The following is a 20742-nucleotide window of genomic DNA, read 5'->3' as shown; positions in this document are numbered from 1 at the left end:
GTTGGGACACCCGGCGCTCTATCACGTTGAATCTACACCTTACTTCAGGCCGGCAAGCAGTTCCCTGAAGCCGCCTTCGACGGAGGGACGGATATCGGCGCGTTCGAGGGCGAAGGCGACGTTTGCCAGGATGAAGCCGTCCTTGGCGCCGCAGTCGTAAGTCGCGCCGCGGAAGTGGTAACCGGCGAAATCCTGTTCCTTCAGCAGCTTCAGCATGCCGTCGGTGAGCTGGATCTCGTTGCCGGCGCCGCGCTCCTGGGTTTCGAGGATCTTGAAAATCTCGGGCTGCAGGATATAGCGGCCGTTGATGAAGAAGTTGGAAGGCGCCGTCCCCTTGGCAGGCTTTTCCACCATGCCGGTGATGCGGAAGCCGTCGCCGATCGCTTCGCCGACGCCGACGATGCCGTATTTATGCGCCTGGTCCGGCGCGCATTCCTCGACGGCGATGATATTGCCGCCGCTCTGGGCATAGAGGTCGATCATGCCCTTCATGCAACCCTTGTCACCCTTCATGATCATATCGGGCAGCAGCAGCGCGAAGGGCTCGTCGCCGACGATCTCACGGGCGCACCACACGGCATGACCGAGGCCGAGCGGCTCCTGCTGACGGGTGAAGCTCACCGTGCCGGCCTTCGGCAATTGCTGGGCGAGAAGCGTAATTTCCGCCTTCTTGGCGCGTTCGCGCAGCGTCTGCTCCAGCTCGAAATGAATGTCGAAATAATCTTCGATGACGTGCTTGTTGCGTCCGGTGACGAAGACCAGATGTTCGATCCCCGCCTCGATTGCCTCGTCGACGACATATTGAATGATTGGCTTGTCGACGACGGTCAACATTTCCTTCGGAACAGCCTTTGTCGCCGGCAGGAATCGCGTTCCCAACCCGGCAACCGGAAATACTGCTTTACGAACTTTGTTGTGTTGAGCCACACCCGGCCTCCTGCTTCGATCATATCGCTTTGGAAATAGAGCTTTTTAGCTTTAACTAGTATAGAATTGCTACTGTTTTGCAAATGGTGACCGCAGCGGGCCGCCATGGTAAAGAATTTGTTGACTCCGTTCCTGTAGTCTCGGGTCTGGGCGGACGTGATGCCCCATTGCACCAGAAACTAAAGATGACGGATACGACTGTCGATGACCCAGAATCACAAAAACTCCCTTCGTGGTCTTGCTCTCGCCCTCGTTGTCGCCGTCCAGGTGGCACTGGTCCCCGACAACGCGAAAGCTGATTCCCGCTTCCAGAAATGGATCGCGGATTTCTACCAGACTGCCGCTCAGAGTGGCATCAGTAAGGCAACCTATCAAAAGGCCTTTTCCGGGGTAAGCGAGCCCGATCCGACCGTGCTCGAAAAGGCGGCCTACCAGCCGGAATTCACCTCGAAGATCTGGGACTATGTCGATTCCCGCGTCAACCCCTATACGGTCAAGATCGGCCGCGAGATGGCCGCCAAACACGCAAGGACGCTCGCTGCGATCGAGCAGCGCTTCGGCGTCGACAAGACCATTCTGCTGGCCATCTGGTCGATGGAATCGAATTACGGCGCGGTCCTCGACAAGGACGACCGGCTGCATTACGTGCCGCGCGCCCTGGCAACGCTTGCCTATGCCGATCCGAGCCGCGCCAAATTCGCCAAGAAGCAGCTGGTCGCCGCGCTGAAGATCCTGCAGAACGGCGATGTGCCGGCACGCGAGATGACCGGCTCCTGGGCCGGCGCCATGGGCCACACCCAATTCATTCCGACTAGCTACCTGCTTTATGCCATCGATGCCGACGGCAACGGCCATCGCGATATCTGGAACTCGATCCCCGACGCGCTGGCGACCTCGGCCAATCTCCTGATGAAGAACGGCTGGGATACCGGCAAGACCTGGGGCTACGAGGTCGTCGTTCCTCCAGCGGCCGCCAAGCAGGCCGGCAAGACCCATACATTGGCCCAATGGGCGGCACTCGGCCTGACGCGCCCGAACGGCAAGGCCTTCCGCGAGAGTACTACCAAAGCCGTCTTGAAGATGCCGGCCGGGCCCAGTGGCCCGGGCTTCCTTATGACCGCCAACTTCTTTACCATCAAGAACTACAATGCCTCGGATAGCTACGCGCTTGCCGTCGGCCTGCTGGCCGACCAGATCGCCGGCTACGGCGGCATGCAGCAGCGTTGGCCGCGCCCGAACGGCGCACTCGACATCACCGAGAAATTCGAGCTGCAGACGCGTCTCAAGACGCTCGGCTATTACAATGGCGAGGTCGACGGCAATTTCGGCTCGGGTTCGAAGGCGGCGATATCAGCCGTGCAGTCTCGCATCGGTATGCAGCCGGACGGCGAACCCTCGCTGCCGCTGCTGAATGCACTTCGTCGCTAGAGCATTTCCGTTTTTCTTCGAATCACGAAAATGCTCTATCTTTTTTTGTTTTCACGCAATTCCGAACGCAAAACCGCTGCACACATTGGCTGGAATTGCTCTAGAGCAGACGCCAAAAAGCAAGTGCTGATTGGAAGCGGCAGAACCGTGACCTAGATAATAGCGGGAGTGGACGCTGGCCTACCCCGCGTGCAAGATGCCGGCAGATGCGGAACTGCCCATGACGAAGAAAACAGATCGGACCCGTAAAATCCGTTGGCTTGTGCTCGCCCTGGCGGTGGCTTCGCTATGCCTTGGCGTGTCTGCGCCGGTGCATGTCGCCGAAGCCCAGGAGCAGCGCTATCAGCGTCGTTCGATCCTCGATTTCTTCCTCGGCCGGCGCTACCTCGACGACGGCCCGCAAGCCCCCGACGTTCAGCAGCCGAGACGCCAGCAACGCAAACGCCCGCCGGCGCAGAAAGCCATCGTCAATACCCGCACGGCACCGCCGGTCCGCGCTCCCGTACAGGAGGAGCCGGTCGTACAGAAACTCGGCGACGCCCGAAAGATCCTGATCGTCGGCGATTTCCTGGCCAGCGGCCTCGGCGACGGCCTCACCGCCGCCTTCGAGACATCGCCGGGTGTCGTCGTCGAAGCCCGCGGCAACGTCTCATCAGGTCTTGTCCGCGACGATTATTACGACTGGCACCAACAACTGCAGAAGATGATCGACGAGCTGAAGCCGGCAATGGTCGTCGTCATGATCGGCGCCAACGACCGCCAGCAGATGGTGACCGACACCGCCAAGGAAAAATTCCGCACCGATGGCTGGTTCACCGAATACCGCCGCCGCGTGCTTTCTTTCGGCAAGGAAGTCACCGACCGCAAGATCCCGCTGCTCTGGGTCGGTCTTCCCGCATTCGAATCCGACCAGATGACGGCCGATGCCGTCCAGATGAACCAGCTCTACCGCAACCAGGTCGAAAGCGTCGGCGGTGAATTCGTCGATATCTGGGATGGTTTCGTCGACGAAAACGGCAACTTCATCGTCACCGGTTCGGATGTGAACGGCCAGCAGGTGCGCCTGCGCACCTCCGATGGCATCAACCTGACCCAGGCCGGGCGGCGCAAGCTCGCCTTCTATGTGGAAAAACCGGCGCGGCGTCTTCTCGGCACGCAGGCAAGCCCCGATCTGGTCCGCCTCGACGAAAGCAATCTGCCCGGTCTCGGCCTTCCCGCCAATCCGGTCGAACATACCGTACCGATCAGTCTCTCCGATCCCAATCTGGACGGCGGCGCCGAGCTTCTCGGCGCCAGGCCGCCGCCTATAGCTTTGACGCGGTCGCCACGCGATCTCCTCGTCGAGCAGGGCGAAATGATGCCGGCGCCTCCCGGCCGCGTCGATGATTACCGCCTGCCGGTGGCAAAAGCGCCGGCCGAAGTCTCGGTCAAGTGAAAAGGCCGCGCGAGGCGGCTCGCCGCTTCGAGGAGGCCGCTCCCGCGTCCTGTCGGACACGGCGCACCATGAAAAACTCCGCCGAAGGGGGCGGAGTTCATGTCTTCGGAAATGTGTCGGCGGCCGGCGGTCAGTTCGGCAGGACGGTCGAGCCCATCAGTTCCTCGTCGATGGCGCGCGCCGCCTGGCGGCCTTCACGGATCGCCCAGACCACCAGCGATTGGCCGCGGCGCACGTCGCCCGCCGTCCAGAACTTGTCGACCGAAGTCTTGTAGTCGCGGTCGTTGGCGACGACATTGGTCGAGCCGCGTTTGTCGGTGTTGAGCGTCAGCTTGCCCTCGAGTTCCTTCAGCACGCTGCCGGTGAACGGTCCGCGGAAACCGATGGCGATGAAGGCGAGATCGGCGCGGATGACGAATTCCGTGCCTGGAACCGGCCGCCGGCGCTCGTCGACCTCACAGCATTTGACGCCGGTCAGCACACCGTCTTCGCCGACGAATTCAAGTGTAGCCACCTGGAATTCACGCACGGCGCCCTCGGCCTGCGAGGAAGAGGTGCGCATCTTCGTCGCCCAGAAGGGCCAGACGGCAAGCTTGTCTTCCTTCTCCGGCGGCTGCGGCCGGATGTCGAGCTGGGTGACCTTGACGGCTCCCTGGCGGAACGCCGTGCCGACGCAGTCCGAAGCGGTATCGCCGCCGCCGACGACGACGATATGTTTGGCGCCGGCAAGGATCGGGTCCGACGGCCAGCCGACGCTGTCGATGTTCTCGCGCCCGACGCGGCGGTTCTGCTGCACCAGATAAGGCATCGCATCATGCACGCCCGCAAGGTCGGTGCCCGGAATGCCCGCCTCGCGCGGCGTCTCGGAGCCGCCGCAGTAAAGCACGGCGTCGTGATCGGCGAGCAGTTGCTCGACTTTGACGTCGACGCCGACATTGACACCGCAATGGAAGGTGACACCCTCGCCCTTCATCTGCTCGACGCGGCGGTCGATGAAGTTCTTCTCCATCTTGAAATCGGGAATGCCGTAACGCAGCAGTCCGCCCGGCTTGGTCTCGCGCTCATAGAGATGCACCTCATGGCCGGCGCGGCCGAGCTGCTGGGCGGCTGCCATGCCGGCGGGGCCGGAGCCGATGACGGCGACCTTCTTGCCGGTATGGACCGTGGCCGGCTGCGGCCGGATGAAGCCGAGCTCATAGGCCTTGTCGGCGATCGCCTGCTCGACCGTCTTGATGGCGACCGGCGCATCCTCGAGATTCAACGTGCAGGCTTCCTCGCAAGGTGCCGGGCAGACGCGACCGGTAAACTCAGGAAAGTTGTTGGTCGAGTGCAGATTCTGGATCGCCGCTTCCCAGTTGTTGTTGTAAACGAGGTCGTTCCAATCGGGTATCTGGTTGTGAACAGGGCAGCCGGTCGGGCCGTGGCAATAGGGGATGCCACAGTCCATGCAACGCGCGGCCTGTTTCTGCACTTCCGGGTCCGACATCGGGATCGTGAACTCGCGGAAATGACGGATACGATCCGACGCCGGCTGGTACTTCGCCACCTGCCGGTCGATTTCCAGAAACCCTGTTACCTTACCCATGTTTTCGTCCCTTACCCTCATGACCGCCTCACCGCAGCCAATCTGTCTATCGTCAGTCCCGGTACCCGGGGCAAGTTGCTTGTCTTGACCGTCATTGGACCATATCCCCTGCGAGACATCCGTGCGGTCTAGCCAGCTTTCGCCGTCGGCGTGATCGTCACGGGTCATCGAGATATTTTCGTCATCCGTCACCTGCAGTCGGCAGGTGACGGATGTCCGGTGCAATTCATTCCGCGGCGATGCCCATCCGGCTGCGCTCCATTTCCTCGAGCGCACGCCGGTATTCGACCGGCATGACCTTGCGGAATTTCGGGCGGTAATCGGCCCAGTTGTCGAGGATCTGCGTAGCGCGGGCCGAGCCCGTATAATGCAGATGATTGGAGATCAGCTGGTAAAGGCGCTCCTCGTCATGGCGCGTCATGTCGCCAGAGACGTCGACGCGTCCCTTGTGCATGAGGTCACCACCGTGATGATGCAGCTTCTCCAGCATGTCGTCCTCCTCGGGCACCGGCTCGAGCTCGACCATTGCCATGTTGCAGCGGCTGGCGAAATCACCGGTTTCATCGAGCACGTAGGCGACACCCCCGGACATGCCGGCCGCGAAGTTGCGGCCCGTGGCGCCGAGCACGACGACGACGCCACCGGTCATGTATTCGCAGCCATGGTCGCCGACACCCTCGACGATGGCGATCGCACCCGAGTTGCGCACGGCGAAACGTTCGCCCGCCACACCACGGAAATAGCATTCGCCCTCGGTCGCGCCATAAAGCACGGTGTTGCCGACGATGATCGAGTCCTCGGCCACGATCCTCGAATTCTCCGGCGGCCGGATGATGATCTTGCCGCCCGAAAGGCCCTTGCCGACATAGTCGTTACCGTCGCCGATCAGGTTGAAGGTGACGCCGCGTGCCAGGAAGGCGCCGAAGCTCTGTCCCGCCGTGCCGCGAAGCGTCACATTAATCGTGTCTTCCTTCAGCCCGCGATGGCGATAACGCTTGGCGACCTCGCCGGAAAGCATCGCGCCCGTCGACCGGTCGACGTTCTTGATGCCGACCTCGAAGGCGACGGGCGTCTTGGCCGTCAGCGCCGGCTGCGCCCGCTCGATCAGCACGCGGTCGAGAATGTCGTCGATCGGGTGCTTCTGCCGGCTCGTCCAGAAGGTCTCTTCCTTGGGAGCGTCGACCTTGTGGAAGATGCGGCTGAAGTCGAGGCCCTTCGCCTTCCAGTGGTTCAGCATCTCGTCCTTCTCCAGAAGCTCCGAGGCGCCGATGATCTCGTCGAGCCGGGTGAAGCCCAGCGAGGCGAGGATTTCGCGCACTTCGTTGGCAACGAAGAAGAAGTAGTTGATGACGTGCTCCGGCGCGCCCTTGAAGCGCTTGCGCAGCACCGGATCCTGGGTCGCCACACCCACCGGACAGGTGTTGAGATGGCACTTGCGCATCATGATGCAGCCAGCTGCAATCAGCGGCGCGGTGGCAAAGCCGAACTCGTCGGCTCCAAGCAGCGCCCCGATAATGACGTCGCGGCCGGTCTTCAGGCCGCCGTCCACCTGCAGGGCGACGCGCGAGCGCAGCCCGTTCAGCACCAGCGTCTGCTGGGTCTCGGCAAGGCCGATTTCCCAGGGGCTGCCGGCATGTTTGAGCGAGGTCAGCGGCGACGCACCCGTGCCGCCGTCGAAGCCGGCGACCGTGATATGGTCGGCGCGCGCCTTGGCGACGCCGGCAGCAACCGTGCCGACGCCGACTTCCGAGACCAGCTTGACCGAAACATCGGCGGTCGGGTTGACGTTCTTCAGATCGTAGATCAGCTGCGCCAGATCTTCGATCGAATAGATGTCGTGGTGCGGCGGCGGCGAAATCAGGCCGACACCCGGCGTCGAATGGCGGGTCTTGGCAACCGTCGCGTCAACCTTGTGACCCGGCAGCTGGCCGCCTTCGCCAGGCTTGGCGCCTTGCGCCACCTTGATCTGCAGCACGTCGGCATTGACGAGATATTCGGTGGTGACGCCGAAGCGGCCGGACGCGATCTGCTTGATCGCCGACCGTTCCGGGTTCATCGAACCATTGGCCAGCGGTATATAGCGGTCGGATTCTTCGCCGCCCTCGCCGGTGTTCGACTTGCCGCCGATCCGGTTCATGGCAATCGCCAGCGTCGTATGCGCCTCCCTGGAGATCGAGCCGAAGGACATCGCCCCCGTCGAGAAACGCTTGACGATATCGGCCGCCGGCTCGACCTCGTCGATCGATACCGGCGTACGGCCGAGCGCCTCGGCGCTCTTCATCTTGAAGAGACCGCGGATCGTGTTCATGCGCAGCGCCGAATTGTTCACCATATCGGCGAATTCGCGGTAGCGGTCCTCGGCATTGCCGCGCACGGCATGCTGGAGGGCAGCGACCGCATCCGGCGTCCAAGCGTGGCTTTCGCCACGCATGCGGTAGGCATATTCGCCGCCGATGTCGAGCGTCGTGGCAAGGAGCGGATCCGTGCCGAAGGCCGCGTTGTGGCGGGCGACGGTCTCTGCGGCGATCGCCTCGAGGCCGACGCCTTCGATCATCGTCGCGGTGCCGAAGAAATACTTGTCGATCAGTTCCGACTGCAGGCCGATCGCATCGAAGATCTGCGCGCCGCAATAGGACTGGTAGGTCGAAATGCCCATCTTCGACATGACCTTGAGGATGCCTTTGCCGACCGCCTTGATGTAGCGGTAGACGATTTCGGAAGCATCCACTTCCTTCGGGAATTCGCCCTTGGCATGCATGTCGAGCAGCGTGTCGAAGGCGAGGTACGGGTTGATCGCCTCGGCGCCGTAGCCGGCGAGCAGGCAGAAATGATGGACTTCGCGCGGCTCTCCGGTCTCGACGACGAGACCGACCGAGGTGCGTAACCCCTTGCGGATCAGATGGTGATGCACGGCAGCTGTGGCGAGCAATGCGGGAATCGCGATCCGGTCCGGCCCGATCTGGCGGTCGGAGAGCACGATGATGTTGTAGCCGCCCTTGACGGCCGCTTCCGCGCGCTCGCAGAGCCGGTCGAGCATCTCGGGCATGCCTTCGGCGCCACGCTCGATATCATAGGTGAAATCGAGCGTCTTGGTGTCGAAACGGTCTTCCGTGTGACCGATCGAGCGGATCTTTTCGAGATCGCCATTGGTGAGGATCGGCTGACGCACTTCGAGCCGCTTGGCGTTCGCCGCGCCTTCGTGGTCGAGAATGTTCGGCCGCGGCCCGATGAAGGAAACCAGGCTCATGACCAGTTCCTCGCGGATCGGGTCGATCGGCGGGTTGGTCACCTGCGCGAAGTTCTGCTTGAAATAGGTGTAGAGCAGCTTCGGCTTTTCCGACATCGCCGAGATCGGCGTATCCGTGCCCATCGACCCGATCGCTTCCTGGCCCGTCGTCGCCATCGGCGACATCAGGATACGAGTATCCTCCAGCGTGTAGCCGAAGGCCTGCTGGCGGTCGAGCAGCGACACGTCGCGGCGCAGCGCCCGCGGCTCCACCGGCTTCAGGTCTTCGAGGATGAGCTGGGTGCGGTTGAGCCAGCTGCGATAGGGATGCGCCGTCGCAAGCTGCGACTTCACCTCGTCGTCGGAGATGATGCGGCCTTCTTCCATATCGATCAGCAGCATCTTTCCGGGCTGCAGGCGCCACTTCTGGATGATCTTCTCCTCCGGAACCGGCAGCACGCCGGCTTCGGACGCCATGATGACGCGGTCGTCATCGGTGACGAGGTAGCGCGCCGGCCGCAGGCCGTTGCGGTCGAGCGTCGCGCCGATCTGCTTGCCGTCGGTGAAGGCGACGGCAGCCGGCCCGTCCCAGGGCTCCATCAGTGCGGCATGATATTCGTAGAAGGCCTTGCGTTCGGCCGCCATCGACTGGTTGCCGGCCCAGGCTTCCGGGATCAGCATCATCACCGCATGCGCCAGCGAATAACCGCCGCGCACCAGGAATTCGAGAGCATTGTCGAAGCAGGCCGTGTCCGACTGCCCCTCGTAGGAGATCGGCCAGAGCTTGGAGATGTCCTCGCCGAACAGCGGCGAGGAGACCGACGCCTGGCGCGCCGCCATCCAGTTGACGTTGCCGCGCAGCGTGTTGATCTCGCCGTTATGGGCGACCATGCGGTAGGGGTGCGCAAGCTTCCACGACGGGAAGGTGTTGGTCGAGAAGCGCTGGTGCACCAGGGCGACCGCGCTTTCGAAACGCGGATCCGACAGGTCCTTATAGTAGACGCCGACCTGATAGGCCAGGAACATGCCCTTGTAGACCACCGTCGCCGACGACAGCGATACCGGATAGAAATTGCTCTCCTCGCCGTCGAACTCGTCATAGATACGGTTGGAGATCACCTTGCGCAGCGTGAACAGCCGACGCTCGAACTCGTCGTTGTTTTCGGCATCCTCGCCGGCGCCGATGAAGACCTGCACATGATGCGGCTCCGTTGCGGCAATGGCCGGCGCCTTGGAGAGCGACGAATTGTCGACCGGCACGTCGCGGAAGCCGATGAAGACCTGACCTTCCTCGGTGATGACGTCCTCGATCACCTTCTTGAAGTGTTCGATCTGCTTTTCATCGCGCGGCATGAAGATATGGCCGACGCCATATTCGCCGACCGGCGGCAGGGTGATACCCTGCTCGGCCATTTCCTCACGGAAGAAACGGTCGGGGATCTGCACCAGGATGCCGGCGCCGTCGCCCATCAGCGGATCGGCGCCGACGGCGCCGCGATGCGTCAGGTTCTCGAGGATGAACAGGCCATCCTTGACGATCTGGTGCGACTTCTGACCCTTCATATGCGCGACGAAGCCGACGCCGCAGGCATCATGTTCGTTGCGCGGATCGTAGAGACCCTGCTTCTTCGGCAGGCCGGAGGCGGATTTGGAGACATTGGCCGTCGCGCGCAGCTTAGCAGCAGCAAACCGGTCAACTTCCATGGATGGCGTCTTCGTCATCATCTTTCCTCCTGTCGAAGCCCGCGGGGCCGCGGGCGGCTTTTCGTCCCGCGCCGTAACCCGAAGATAGGTTCGGCGCATGACAGCGCTGTTGCATTGTGAAGATCGGCCGCAGACATCTGCTTTAATGGAAAGCAAACCGTCGCGTTCCGCGCCTGCCATTCGCCTCCGCGCGCCGCCCCTTGAGGCTTGACGCTCGGAAGAACTATAGCGTGAAAGCCGGTCTGTTCCAGGGCTTTCGGCGCCTCTTCGGTCATAAAGGCCAAAATAGGACAGCAACACTGTCCTAATTCATCAGTTCTATGCCAGAAAGCATTCGGCTCTGCAAGAGCGCTCCGGCAAAAAACGTCAATTTGCGACGGAAGATTGCCTGGGTAGCGGCGATGACGAAATAAAATTACGTACAGACGTGCCATTTTGTTTATTGATTGCGTAGTTCAATTTCCGTGATGTGTCGCGGGCGACAACCTTGATCCTGTGAAGCTTTGGCGTAATGTCCGCTGCGGACTTTGCCAACCCCTCCTTCCCCACGGTTCCCCCCTATGTTCTTTGCTTCCGATAACTGGGCCGGCGCTCACAAATCCATTGCCGAGCGTCTGCTGACGGAATCGACCGGCTTTGCCGCCGCCTATGGCGCCGGCGATCTCGACAGAAAGGTCGAAGCCCGCTTTTCCGAGATCTTCGAGCGTGAGGTTTCGATCTTCTTCGTCGCCACCGGCACGGCCGCCAACTCCCTGTCGCTGGCAAGCGTCCAGCGCCCCGGCGGCATCACCTTCTGCCATTCGGAGGCCCATGTGATCGAGGATGAATGCGGCGCGCCGGAATTTTTCTCCGGCTCCGCCCGCCTCGTTGCCGTTGACGGCGAAGCCGGCAAGATCGATCCGGCAAAGCTCTCGGCGAAGATCGCAAGCTTTCCCGAGGATGCCGTCCATCACGGCCGCGCCAGCGCGGTGACCATCACCCAGGCGACCGAGATCGGCACCGTTTATTCCTTGCCGGAGATCGGCGAGATTGCCGCCATCGCCAAGAAGCGCAATCTGCCGCTCCACATGGATGGCGCCCGCTTCGCCAACGCCCTGGTCGCGCTCGGCGTCAGCCCGGCCGAAATGACCTGGAAGCGCGGTGTCGACATGCTATCCTTCGGCGGCACCAAGAACGGCTGCTGGTGTGCGGAAGCGATCGTCTTCTTTAATCCGGATCAAGCCCGGGAAATGCCCTTCATCCGCAAGCGCGCCGCCCAGCTCTTCTCCAAGTCGCGTTTCATCGCCACCCAGTTCGATGCCTATTTCGAAAACGGCCTCTGGCTCGATCTCGCCCGCCATTCGAACGGCATGGCCGACCGGCTGCGCGCCGGCATCGCCACCAGCAACGCCGCTCGCCTCGCCTGGCCGACCGCGTCCAACGAAGTCTTTGCCGTCGTCAGCAAAAGCGCTGCGAAAACCGCGGAGGAAAAGGGCGCGAAATTTTACGAATGGCCGGTCCCGGCGGCAACGCTCGAACTCGCTTCTGAGAGCGAGATCCTGATCCGCCTTGTCACCAGCTTCGCCACAACAGAAGCGGATGTCGATGGCTTCCTGAAGTGTCTGGCCGCCTGATCGCCTGCCCGAAAGGCTTGCCGGCCCGGCAGGCCTTTCGGTGACGCAAGGATTCACGCCGACCTCAGTCCCCTCACCTTTTGCAGAATATCCTCGGACAGTGCTGAAACCAATGCCTGGTCCGCGCCCTTGCGCGGCACCAGCACGAATTCCACATCCTCCAGCACCGGAAGTCTTCCCGCAGCGATCTCCTTCAGCCCTGAAGGCGCCATGCTGCGCGGCTGAACCAGCACGCCCATCCCGGCCCGCGCCGCCGCCGTCAGCCCGCTCAGGCTGCCGCAGGTGCAAACGATCCGCCACGGCACCCCGTTTCGCCCGAGTGCTTCGAGCGCGATCACCCGTGTGACGCTCGGCGGCGGAAAGGCGATCAGCGGCAGAGGGCCGGAGGCGAGCACACGCTCGGGATCGCGCGCCAGCCAGACGAGCGGCTCGCGATAGACGAGTTTTCCGCGCGCATCGCCGAGCCGGCGCTTGGCGAGCACCAGATCGATCTCGCCACTGTCCTGCATCTCGTAAAGAACACCGGAAAGCGCCACTGTCAGTTCGAGGTCGACCGAGGGGTGGGAACGAACGAAATCCTCGAGCACCGCCGGCAACTGGCTGGTAACGAAATCCTCCGACACGCCGAGCCGCAGACTGCCGCGCAGGCTGTTGTTCTTAAACAGCGACTGTACCTGCCCCTCTATCGAAAGCATGGCGCGCGCATGCGACAGCAGCGCCTCGCCATCACCGGTCAGCATCACTTTATGCGTGTCGCGCGCCAGCAGCCTACGCCCGAGTGCTGTCTCCAGCCGCTGGATATGCTGGCTGACCGTGGACTGCCCGAGGCCCAGCCTTTCGGCGGCAAGCGTGAAACTGCCCATCTGCTCGACGGCGACGAAACTGCGCAATTGCGAAAGGTCCAACATGATCCAGCTTCTCGATAACTGTTATTCCTTGCATCCTGGATCATAATGGACGACAGAACAATGACTGTTTTATCAAGCCGCGAGACCGCCATGCGCCGCTTTCTGCCCGATACATTCACCATCCTGCTCGTTTGTACCGTCATCCTTGCCTCGTTGCTGCCGGCAAGCGGCACGTTCGCGGATTATTTCGGTATCGCCACCGATCTCGCCATCGCGCTGCTGTTTTTCCTGCATGGCGCCCGCCTGTCGCGCGACGTGGTCATATCAGGCCTGCTACACTGGCGCCTCCATATCGTCATCCTGCTGACGACCTTCGGCATCTTCCCGCTGCTCGGCATGGCGCTCGGACTGATCCCCGACACGATCCTGCCGCAGCCGCTTTATCTCGGCATCCTCTTCCTCTGCGTGCTGCCGTCGACGGTGCAGTCGTCGATCGCCTTCACCTCGATGGCGGGCGGCAACGTCCCCGCCGCCATCTGCTCGGCCTCGGCATCCAACATCTTCGGCATGTTCCTGACGCCGCTGCTCGTCGGCCTGCTGTTTTCCGTCGGCGGTCATGGCGGCTTCTCCTTCGACGCATTAGAGCAGATCCTGCTGCAGCTGCTTGCTCCCTTCATCGTCGGCCAGATTCTGCAGCCCTGGATCGGCGACTGGATTCGCGCCAAGAAGAAGATCCTGATGCCTGTCGACCGCGGCTCGATCCTGATGGTCGTCTACCTCGCCTTCAGCACGGCGGTCGTCGAGGGCCTGTGGCACACCTTTTCGATCGCCGATATCGCCGTCGTCATCGTCGCCGACATGGTTCTGCTGGCGATTGTCCTGGTGCTGACGATGTTCGGCAGCCGCTGGCTGGGCTTCAACAAACCCGACCAGATCACCATCACCTTCTGCGGCTCGAAGAAGAGCCTCGCAAGCGGCGTGCCGATGGCGAACGTCATCTTCGCCGGCCAGTCGATCGGCGCGATCGTGCTGCCGCTGATGCTCTTCCACCAGATTCAGCTGATGGTCTGCGCCGTCATCGCCCAGAAATACGCCGCCGCCGCGGCCCGCCGGGCAACGCAAAAAGAGATAGACGAAGCCGCCAGCCCGGCCTGAACAACAATAAAAACGGCGCCCCGATGGGGCGCCGTTCGTTTTATCCGACAAGGATGTGATTAGCCATTGATGATCTGTGCTTCGATGGCCTTCGGAGCTTCAACCGGTTCTGCGGCGATCGCAATCTTGCGGGGCTTCATGGCCTCGGGAATATTGCGCAGAAGGTCGATGTGCAGCAGGCCGTTCTTCAGCGAAGCGGCGGTCACCTCGACATGATCGGCAAGCTGGAAGCGGCGCTCGAAGGCGCGCTTGGCAATGCCGCGGTAGAGGAATTCGCCGCTTTCGGCAGGTTCCTCATTCTTTTCACCCTTCACGGACAGCACATGGGCATGGGCTTCGATCGAAAGTTCGGTCTCGTCGAAACCGGCAACGGCCATGGTGATGCGATAGGTGTTTTCACCGGTGCGCTCGATATTATAGGGCGGATAGGTCTGCGCCTGCTCCGGCTGGGCAAGGCTGTCAAGCATGGTGAAGAGCCGGTCGAAACCGACGGTCGAACGATAAAGGGGAGAGAAGTCTACGTGACGCATGATGTCCTCCTGTGGAAGCGACGTGTTGCGATGAAATGCCCCTGAGACCCCATTTTTGGCGGCCTTGGGACGGTTGCGCAGGCCCTGTTCGGCACCCGCAGAAAGGAGATGGTGATGGGATTCGAGGAGTTCAAGACCTTTCCGGAATCGCCTTGATCGGCCCGTGAACCCCGCATGAACGGCCGGTTCGGAGCGCGTTCAGGCGCATTCGCTTAGGAATTTCGGCGTCGGGTGAATCTGGTCCCGATGGCTGAAGTGCATCGTCCCTTCTTCTTCAGTCTCAACTTCGGCCGGCCGCGAGCACCCTCATGCTCCTGCCGGCCCTTTTCCTGCAGCAGGCCTTGCGGGCACACCGCTTTCCAAGCCGGATGCCATGCGCTATCCCTGATGCGAAGCAGTCAGCAGCGGCGCATTGGCAAAGTCATGGATCAGGTTCTCTATTCGACGCCCGATAATCCCGCCCCGGAAAACCGCACGGAGGGGTTCTTCGAAACCCATGACGGCCAGCAGCTGCGTTACGCCGTCTTCCGCTCGAGTGGCCAGATAGCCAAAGGTACCGTCGTCATCCTGCACGGCCGAAACGAATATATCGAGAAATATTTCGAGACGATCCGCGACCTCACGGCCAAGGGTCTCTGGGTCGCGACCTTCGACCTGCGCGGCCAGGGCCGTTCGTCACGGCTCATGAAGCGCCGCAACCACGGCCACATCCGCCGCTTTGCCGATTACGAGCGTGATCTCGATACCTTCCTGGAAAAGGTGGTGCTGCCGGATACCCGCCTGCCCTTCTATCTGCTTGCGCATTCCACCGGCGGCCTGATCGCACTCTCCGCCGCGCCCTATCTCACCACCCGTATCGATCGCATGGTGCTGTCGGCGCCCTTCATCGGCCTGACCGGCCAGTCGGCCTCGCCCCGCGTCATCCGCGCTCTCGCCGGCACGCTGACTGCCCTCGGCCTCGGCTTCCTGCCGCTGACCTCGAAACTGAAGGAGCCGAACTTCAGCGACAACCCGCTGACCTCGGACGAACACCGCTTCGAGCGCAATGTCGCAATGATGAAGGCCTATCCGGAATTGACGCTCGGGCCGCCGACGGCCCGCTGGCTGATCGAGGCTTTTCGCACCATGGACCGGGTCACCTCACCCTACCATCTCTTCTCGATCACCATCCCGACCATCGTCATCGCCCCGACGCGCGACGGCGTCGTGCCCTATACGGCGCAGGAGCGGCTTTCGCGTTATTTCCGCGCCGGTCAGCTGGTGCCGATCAACGGCGCCCGTCACGAGATCTTCCAGGAGCGCGATATCTATCGCGCCGCCGCCCTTGCCGCCTTCCACGCCTTCATTCCGGGCAGCGATGCTGAAGAAAACCAGGACGTCGCCGCCCTCGGCACCTGACCGGCTAGCGCTGCTGATCGGGGAATCGACGCTGCTGACCGGGATCAGCACAGCTGACCCTGGGATCAGCGCTGTAGGATGGCGATCGCCTGTTCGTAGACTGCCCGGCTGCCGGCAGCGATGATCGAGCCGCCGTTTTCCGGCCGTCCGCCGTCCCAGGTGGTGATGATGCCACCCGCCCCCTCGATGACGGGAATGATGCCGCCGACATCATAGGGCTTGAGGCTGTTTTCGACGACCAGATCGATATGGCCGGCGGCAAGCAGCGCATAGGCATAGCAGTCGCAGCCGTAGCGGAAGAGCCGCACCTGGCTCTCGATCTCGCGGTATTTCTCCATCTCCTCGCCGGCAAAGAGATGCGGCGAGGTGGTGAACAGGATGGCGTTCGAAAGCGCATCGCACTGGCGCGTCGCCAGCCGCCGCTCGCCCTCCGGGCCGGTATAGATCGAGCCGTTCTGGTCGGCGAAATAACGCTCGCCGGTAAAGGGTTGTTCGATCATGCCCATGATCGCCCGGCCCGCCTTCTGCAGGCCGATCAGCGTTCCCCATACCGGCACACCGGATATGAAGGCGCGCGTGCCGTCGATCGGATCGATCACCCAGACATATTCGCGGTCGAGCCCGACATTGCCATGTTCCTCGCCGAGAATGCCGTGGCCGGGGAAATTCTCCTCGATCAGCGCCCGGATGGCGAGTTCGGCCGCCCGGTCGCCCTCCGTCACCGGATCGAAACCGGAGGAAAGCTTGTTCGTGACATCGAGGCCGGAGCGGAAGCGCGGCAGCGTCTCGGCCCGAGCGGCTTCCGCCAGGCGATTGAAGAACGAACGGTCAGGAAACATGATGACACCGTTTGGCTGGCGGGAGTGGCGCTTTTCATAGCGAAAAGCAACGGGAATGCAAATGAAGCAGGCAATTTGGATTTAACTGCCCAAAGATATCGCAACGCAATATATTGCTTGACATTTGTGCAATGCAATAGTAGCTTCTTCATACAGTCTTCTGACTGTAAATACCCTCCTTGGGTGTTTCCTCCCTAGACTTAGCCGCGCTCACAAGCGCGGTTTTTTTTGGCCGGGAAGGCCAGACGTCAGCGACATCGAAAAAGAGAGCTATTCGGCGGCCAGCGCCCGCTCGCCGGCAAATTTCTCGACGTATTCCGCCATCTGCTGCATGAAGTCCGTGACGGCGTCGGCCACTTCGGCGAAATCCTCGCGTTTCTCCAGCGTCACTTCATCGACATAGATCGCCCGGTTCACTTCGATCTGCAGCGCGTGCAGGCCGCGCGAAGGCCGACCGTAATGTTCGGTGATGAAGCCGCCGGCATAGGGCTTGTTGCGGATCGCCGCAAAGCCCATTTCCTCGAGGATGGCGATGGCAGCGCGCGACAGTTCGGCCGAAGCGCTGGTGCCGTAGCGATCACCAATGATAAAATCAGGTCGCGCCGTGCTGCCGGCGACGCGCACATTGCCGGGCATCGAGTGGCAGTCGATCAGCACGCCGAAGCCGAACTGCACATGCGTTCGCGCGATTAGACGGCGAAGCGCCGCATGATAGGGCTTGTAGACCGCTTCGACGCGGTCGAGCCCCTCCTGCACCGGCAGGCGCCGCGCATAGATCTCCATATTCTCGGCGACGATGCGTGGAATGGTGCCGAGCCCGCCGGCGACCCTGAGCGAATTGACATTGGCATAGGGCGGCAGCAACCCGTCGAACATCCGCGGATCGAGCTCGTAAGGCTCGCGATTGACGTCGAGATAGGCGCGCGGGAAGTTGGCCGCCAGCAGCGGCGCGCCGAGTGCGACGGCCGAGCCGAAGAGCTCGTCGACATAGTGATCTTCGGAACGGCGGATGGCGATGCCCTCCAGCCTCGACTGGGCGATAAATTCCGGTGGATAAATGCGGCCGCTATGGGGGGAGTTGTAGACGAAGGGAATGGTCTGCGACACGGGCTCATGAACCTCAAAAAGCTCGTATTCGCGTATTTCCGGCACTTTCGGCCCTCTTTACCATGTCATGAACTGACTGCTTGGCCCATGTTGCCAGTTGCCCGGCCGCAAGTCCATACTATGTAGACGGGATGGCGGTCACGCACAGGCAATTCACCGGTTGTTTACCGGGCAAAGACTAGTGTAAACGGCTGGCAGCCCACCAAAAACCTATGGATCGCGGTCTGGATTGATGACTCAGAAGATACTTCTCGCCGAAGACGACAACGACATGCGCCGCTTCCTGGTGAAAGCGCTCGAAAAGGCCGGCTACAAGGTCCTTTCCTATGACAATGGCGCCAGCGCCTATGACCGGCTGCGCGAGGAGCCGTTTTCCCTGCTGCTGACCGATATCGTCATGCCCGAGATGGACGGCATCGAGCTGGCGCGCCGCGCCACCGAGCTCGACCCCGACTTGAAGGTGATGTTCATCACCGGTTTTGCCGCCGTGGCGCTGAACCCCGATTCGAAGGCGCCGAAGGATGCCAAGGTCCTTTCCAAGCCTTTCCACCTGCGCGACCTCGTCGACGAGGTCAACAAGATGCTTGCCGCATAAGGCTTGCCGGGCGGCGCGTCACAAAACTGAAAAAAGCCTATTGACGGCTCCAAAGGTTTTGTGATCTATGCGCCGCCATCGGATGGGCGTGTAGCTCAGCGGGAGAGCACTACGTTGACATCGTAGGGGTCACAGGTTCAATCCCTGTCACGCCCACCATCCGATCCCCCTGACATTGTTGATAAATCCCCGCCTTGGGGATTTTCTGATTTCTGAGCTTGGCATGCGCTCCAGTTCCAACACTTTGTGGAGCGAGGGCTTGCACGTGATTGGTCCGCGACCATGATCCGGGCCGGGGTTTCAATGGCTGTGGGATGGCCCCACATCTCGGCCTCACCCTAGCTGGGGTTGGCCTCCTCGGCTTCGGTTATATGCAGTTTCATGTCGTCGAACCCATTAGCATCAAGCTTTGGCTAATTCCGATCACGATCCTCGCGGCTGGGGTAGCGATCCTCTAGGACGATTTCAAAAAATCCCTGGCGAGACGATTGTTCTTCCCGTTCGACGCCCGAGCGGCGGCCGGCAAGCTGGTGAAAAGGGCAAATAGAGGGATTCCAGCAAAAGTGCATGCCAGATCTTCGTCGCTTCTCGTCGAGGCGACGTATCCTCAGCCACCGATCACTGCCCGTTAGAACCTGTGGCCGACATCGGCATGCCCCGGCAGACCCTGGCGGCCTGGCCTTCCTCCGACTCGCGCAGATGGCTGTTACGGCGTGTTCACATATGAGAATACGCTCATTCGAGCATCAATTGCATACCGCTGCTGAACATTCAGCCCCTCGTTGCCCACCTATCCGGAAGCGCGGCTTTGTGACGGACAGATGACGGGTTTGTGACAAAACGCGTGTTATTTCAGCAACATAGCCAGGACAGCCTTCTGTCATGATCGATATCGTTATTGCGGCGCAACATCCCTTATGTAATTTCCGCGGCGAGGCAGGCACCGAGCCAAAACGGTGCCGCTTCGGTCACACGGGTTGAAGATACGTAGGGACTGCCGAGGGCAGACGGTCTTCATCCTCTTGCATCTGAACTGGAGGTTTATTCCATGAACATCAAGAGCCTTCTTCTCGGCTCCGCTGCTGCACTTGCAGCAGTATCCGGCGCTCAGGCCGCCGACGCTATCGTTGCGGCCGAGCCGGAACCGGTTGAATACGTTCGCGTCTGCGACGCTTACGGCACCGGCTACTTCTACATCCCGGGCACCGAAACCTGCCTCAAGATCAACGGTTACATCCGTTTCCAGGTTGACGTTGCTCCGAACGCCAGCTCGATCGGCGCCGGCGGCGGTGGTTCTGTCCCCAACGACTCGGACTGGGATGCCCGTACGCGTGGTCAGGTTCAGTTTACGGCTAAGAGCGACACCGAATATGGTCCGCTGACCGGCGTCATCGTCATGCAGTTCAATGCTGACAACGCCTCGGCTCAGAAGGCCATCCTCGACTCCGCCTACATCGACATCGCTGGCTTCCGCGCTGGTCTGTTCTACTCCTGGTGGGACGATGGTCTCTCCGGCGAAACGGACGATATCGGTTCTCCCGTCACGCTGCATAACTCCATCCGTTATCAGTACGAAACCGACGCCTTTTACGCTGGCATCAGCGTTGACGAGCTGGAAGACAGCCCGTTCTACAATGGTGAAACCGCCAACAACGTCGGCGTTGCCGTCGGCCTCGGCGGCAAGGCTGGTGCATTCAGCTATCAGATCACTGCCGGTTACGACACCGACAACGAAGAAGGCGCCGTCCGTGCTATGGGTACGGTTGCTGTCGGTCCGGGCACGCTCGGCCTCGCAGTTGTCTACGCGAGCAACCCGAACGCCTACTACAACAAGGCTGAATGGGCTGTTGCTGCCGAATACGCCATCAAGGCGACTGATAAGCTGAAGATCACCCCGGCTGTTCAGTACTACAACAACTACGGCATCACTGCTGGCGAGTTCAACGACGACAATGATGCGTGGAAGGTCGGTCTGACGGTTGATTACCAGATCGTCGACAACCTCTCCACCAAGATTTCGGTTCAGTATCTCGATCCGGACAATGCTAGCGACGTTACCTCGGGCTTCTTCCGCCTGCAGCGCGCGTTCTGATAAAAGGCTGCCGGCTAGACAGTATGTCGTCCGAAAACCGTTCACACTTTTCGGCATCATGCTCTAGACCGGCAGCTACAAATTCCTGATCTGACTGACCTCCGATCGGGAAAGAATGGGCCTGGACTTCCCTGCCTGGGCCCATTCTCCTTGACCAGACGTGCGCCCAGGACGGCACGCTCGATGAGTGCCTTGCCACTGTCGTGTCACATCGGTTCGCTGCCGATGTCCGGCAGCCTATGTTCGTTGCTGGACCTTGC

General features: G+C 61.4%; 14 protein-coding genes and 1 tRNA gene. 8 read left to right on the top strand and 7 right to left on the bottom strand.

What is annotated here, in order from left to right:
• Positions 1-39: 39 nt before the first annotated feature.
• Entirely contained in the window at positions 40-927 is an 888-nt protein-coding gene (galU, locus tag G9X68_RS30305; RefSeq protein ID WP_003542870.1) for a UTP--glucose-1-phosphate uridylyltransferase GalU, read from the bottom strand.
• A gap of 204 nt (positions 928-1131) precedes the next feature.
• Between galU and G9X68_RS30300 the strand changes: the two genes are divergently transcribed.
• Together G9X68_RS30300 and G9X68_RS30295 are read left to right on the top strand one after the other, a co-directional pair.
• On the top strand, positions 1132-2355 hold the full coding sequence (locus G9X68_RS30300) for a lytic murein transglycosylase (protein ID WP_171605525.1): 1224 nt from the start codon (positions 1132-1134) through the stop codon (positions 2353-2355).
• A gap of 196 nt (positions 2356-2551) precedes the next feature.
• Entirely contained in the window at positions 2552-3790 is a 1239-nt protein-coding gene (locus G9X68_RS30295) for an SGNH/GDSL hydrolase family protein (RefSeq protein WP_171605524.1), read from the top strand.
• A 130-nt stretch (positions 3791-3920) separates the two neighbouring features.
• Here G9X68_RS30295 and G9X68_RS30290 read toward each other — a convergent pair whose 3' ends face one another.
• A complete protein-coding gene (locus G9X68_RS30290; RefSeq protein WP_026188524.1) occupies positions 3921-5375 on the bottom strand; it encodes a glutamate synthase subunit beta in 1455 nt (484 codons plus the stop codon).
• Between the two features lie 226 nt (positions 5376-5601).
• On the bottom strand, positions 5602-10326 hold the full coding sequence (gltB, locus tag G9X68_RS30285) for a glutamate synthase large subunit (protein WP_171605523.1): 4725 nt from the start codon (positions 10324-10326) through the stop codon (positions 5602-5604).
• 539 nt (positions 10327-10865) lie between these two features.
• Here gltB and G9X68_RS30280 point away from each other — a divergent pair.
• Positions 10866-11918 carry a threonine aldolase family protein gene (locus G9X68_RS30280; protein ID WP_171605522.1) on the top strand — a complete coding sequence of 351 codons (1053 nt, stop codon included), beginning with the start codon at positions 10866-10868 and terminating at the stop codon, positions 11916-11918.
• A 53-nt stretch (positions 11919-11971) separates the two neighbouring features.
• On the opposite strand, the gene G9X68_RS30275 is transcribed toward G9X68_RS30280, so the two are convergent.
• Complete coding sequence (locus tag G9X68_RS30275; RefSeq protein WP_168308563.1) at positions 11972-12826, bottom strand: LysR substrate-binding domain-containing protein; 855 nt, start codon at positions 12824-12826, stop codon at positions 11972-11974.
• Between the two features lie 45 nt (positions 12827-12871).
• On the opposite strand from G9X68_RS30275, the gene G9X68_RS30270 reads away from it, so the two are divergent.
• Positions 12872-13921, top strand: a complete 1050-nt coding sequence (locus G9X68_RS30270) for a bile acid:sodium symporter family protein (protein WP_168315394.1) — start codon at positions 12872-12874, stop codon at positions 13919-13921.
• A 59-nt stretch (positions 13922-13980) separates the two neighbouring features.
• Here G9X68_RS30270 and G9X68_RS30265 read toward each other — a convergent pair whose 3' ends face one another.
• Positions 13981-14451, bottom strand: a complete 471-nt coding sequence (locus tag G9X68_RS30265) for an Hsp20 family protein (protein WP_003542878.1) — start codon at positions 14449-14451, stop codon at positions 13981-13983.
• A 423-nt stretch (positions 14452-14874) separates the two neighbouring features.
• Here G9X68_RS30265 and G9X68_RS30260 point away from each other — a divergent pair, with 423 nt between their 5' ends.
• The gene (locus tag G9X68_RS30260) at positions 14875-15849 is read left to right on the top strand and encodes an alpha/beta fold hydrolase (protein WP_029871898.1); all 975 of its coding nucleotides are present in this window, start codon (positions 14875-14877) and stop codon (positions 15847-15849) included.
• A 65-nt stretch (positions 15850-15914) separates the two neighbouring features.
• On the opposite strand, the gene hisN is transcribed toward G9X68_RS30260, so the two are convergent.
• Positions 15915-16688, bottom strand: coding sequence for a histidinol-phosphatase (hisN, locus tag G9X68_RS30255; protein WP_171605521.1), 774 nt, complete (start codon positions 16686-16688; stop codon positions 15915-15917).
• A 270-nt stretch (positions 16689-16958) separates the two neighbouring features.
• The gene (locus G9X68_RS30250; protein WP_171605520.1) at positions 16959-17840 is read right to left on the bottom strand and encodes an N-formylglutamate amidohydrolase; all 882 of its coding nucleotides are present in this window, start codon (positions 17838-17840) and stop codon (positions 16959-16961) included.
• Between the two features lie 187 nt (positions 17841-18027).
• On the opposite strand from G9X68_RS30250, the gene cpdR1 reads away from it, so the two are divergent.
• From cpdR1 to G9X68_RS30235, 3 genes are all read left to right on the top strand, one after another.
• Positions 18028-18390, top strand: a complete 363-nt coding sequence (gene cpdR1, locus G9X68_RS30245; protein ID WP_003542883.1) for a response regulator CpdR1 — start codon at positions 18028-18030, stop codon at positions 18388-18390.
• Positions 18391-18474: 84 nt separating this feature from the next.
• A tRNA-Val gene (locus G9X68_RS30240) sits at positions 18475-18549 on the top strand.
• 889 nt (positions 18550-19438) lie between these two features.
• Entirely contained in the window at positions 19439-20482 is a 1044-nt protein-coding gene (locus G9X68_RS30235; RefSeq protein WP_168308569.1) for a porin, read from the top strand.
• Positions 20483-20742 lie beyond the last annotated feature (260 nt).

This window comes from Rhizobium changzhiense, from assembly GCF_013087625.1.
Lineage (GTDB): Bacteria > Pseudomonadota > Alphaproteobacteria > Rhizobiales > Rhizobiaceae > Rhizobium > Rhizobium sophorae.
Note: the sequence above shows the minus strand (reverse complement) of the source record. Positions and strands in the feature narration are given on the sequence as shown.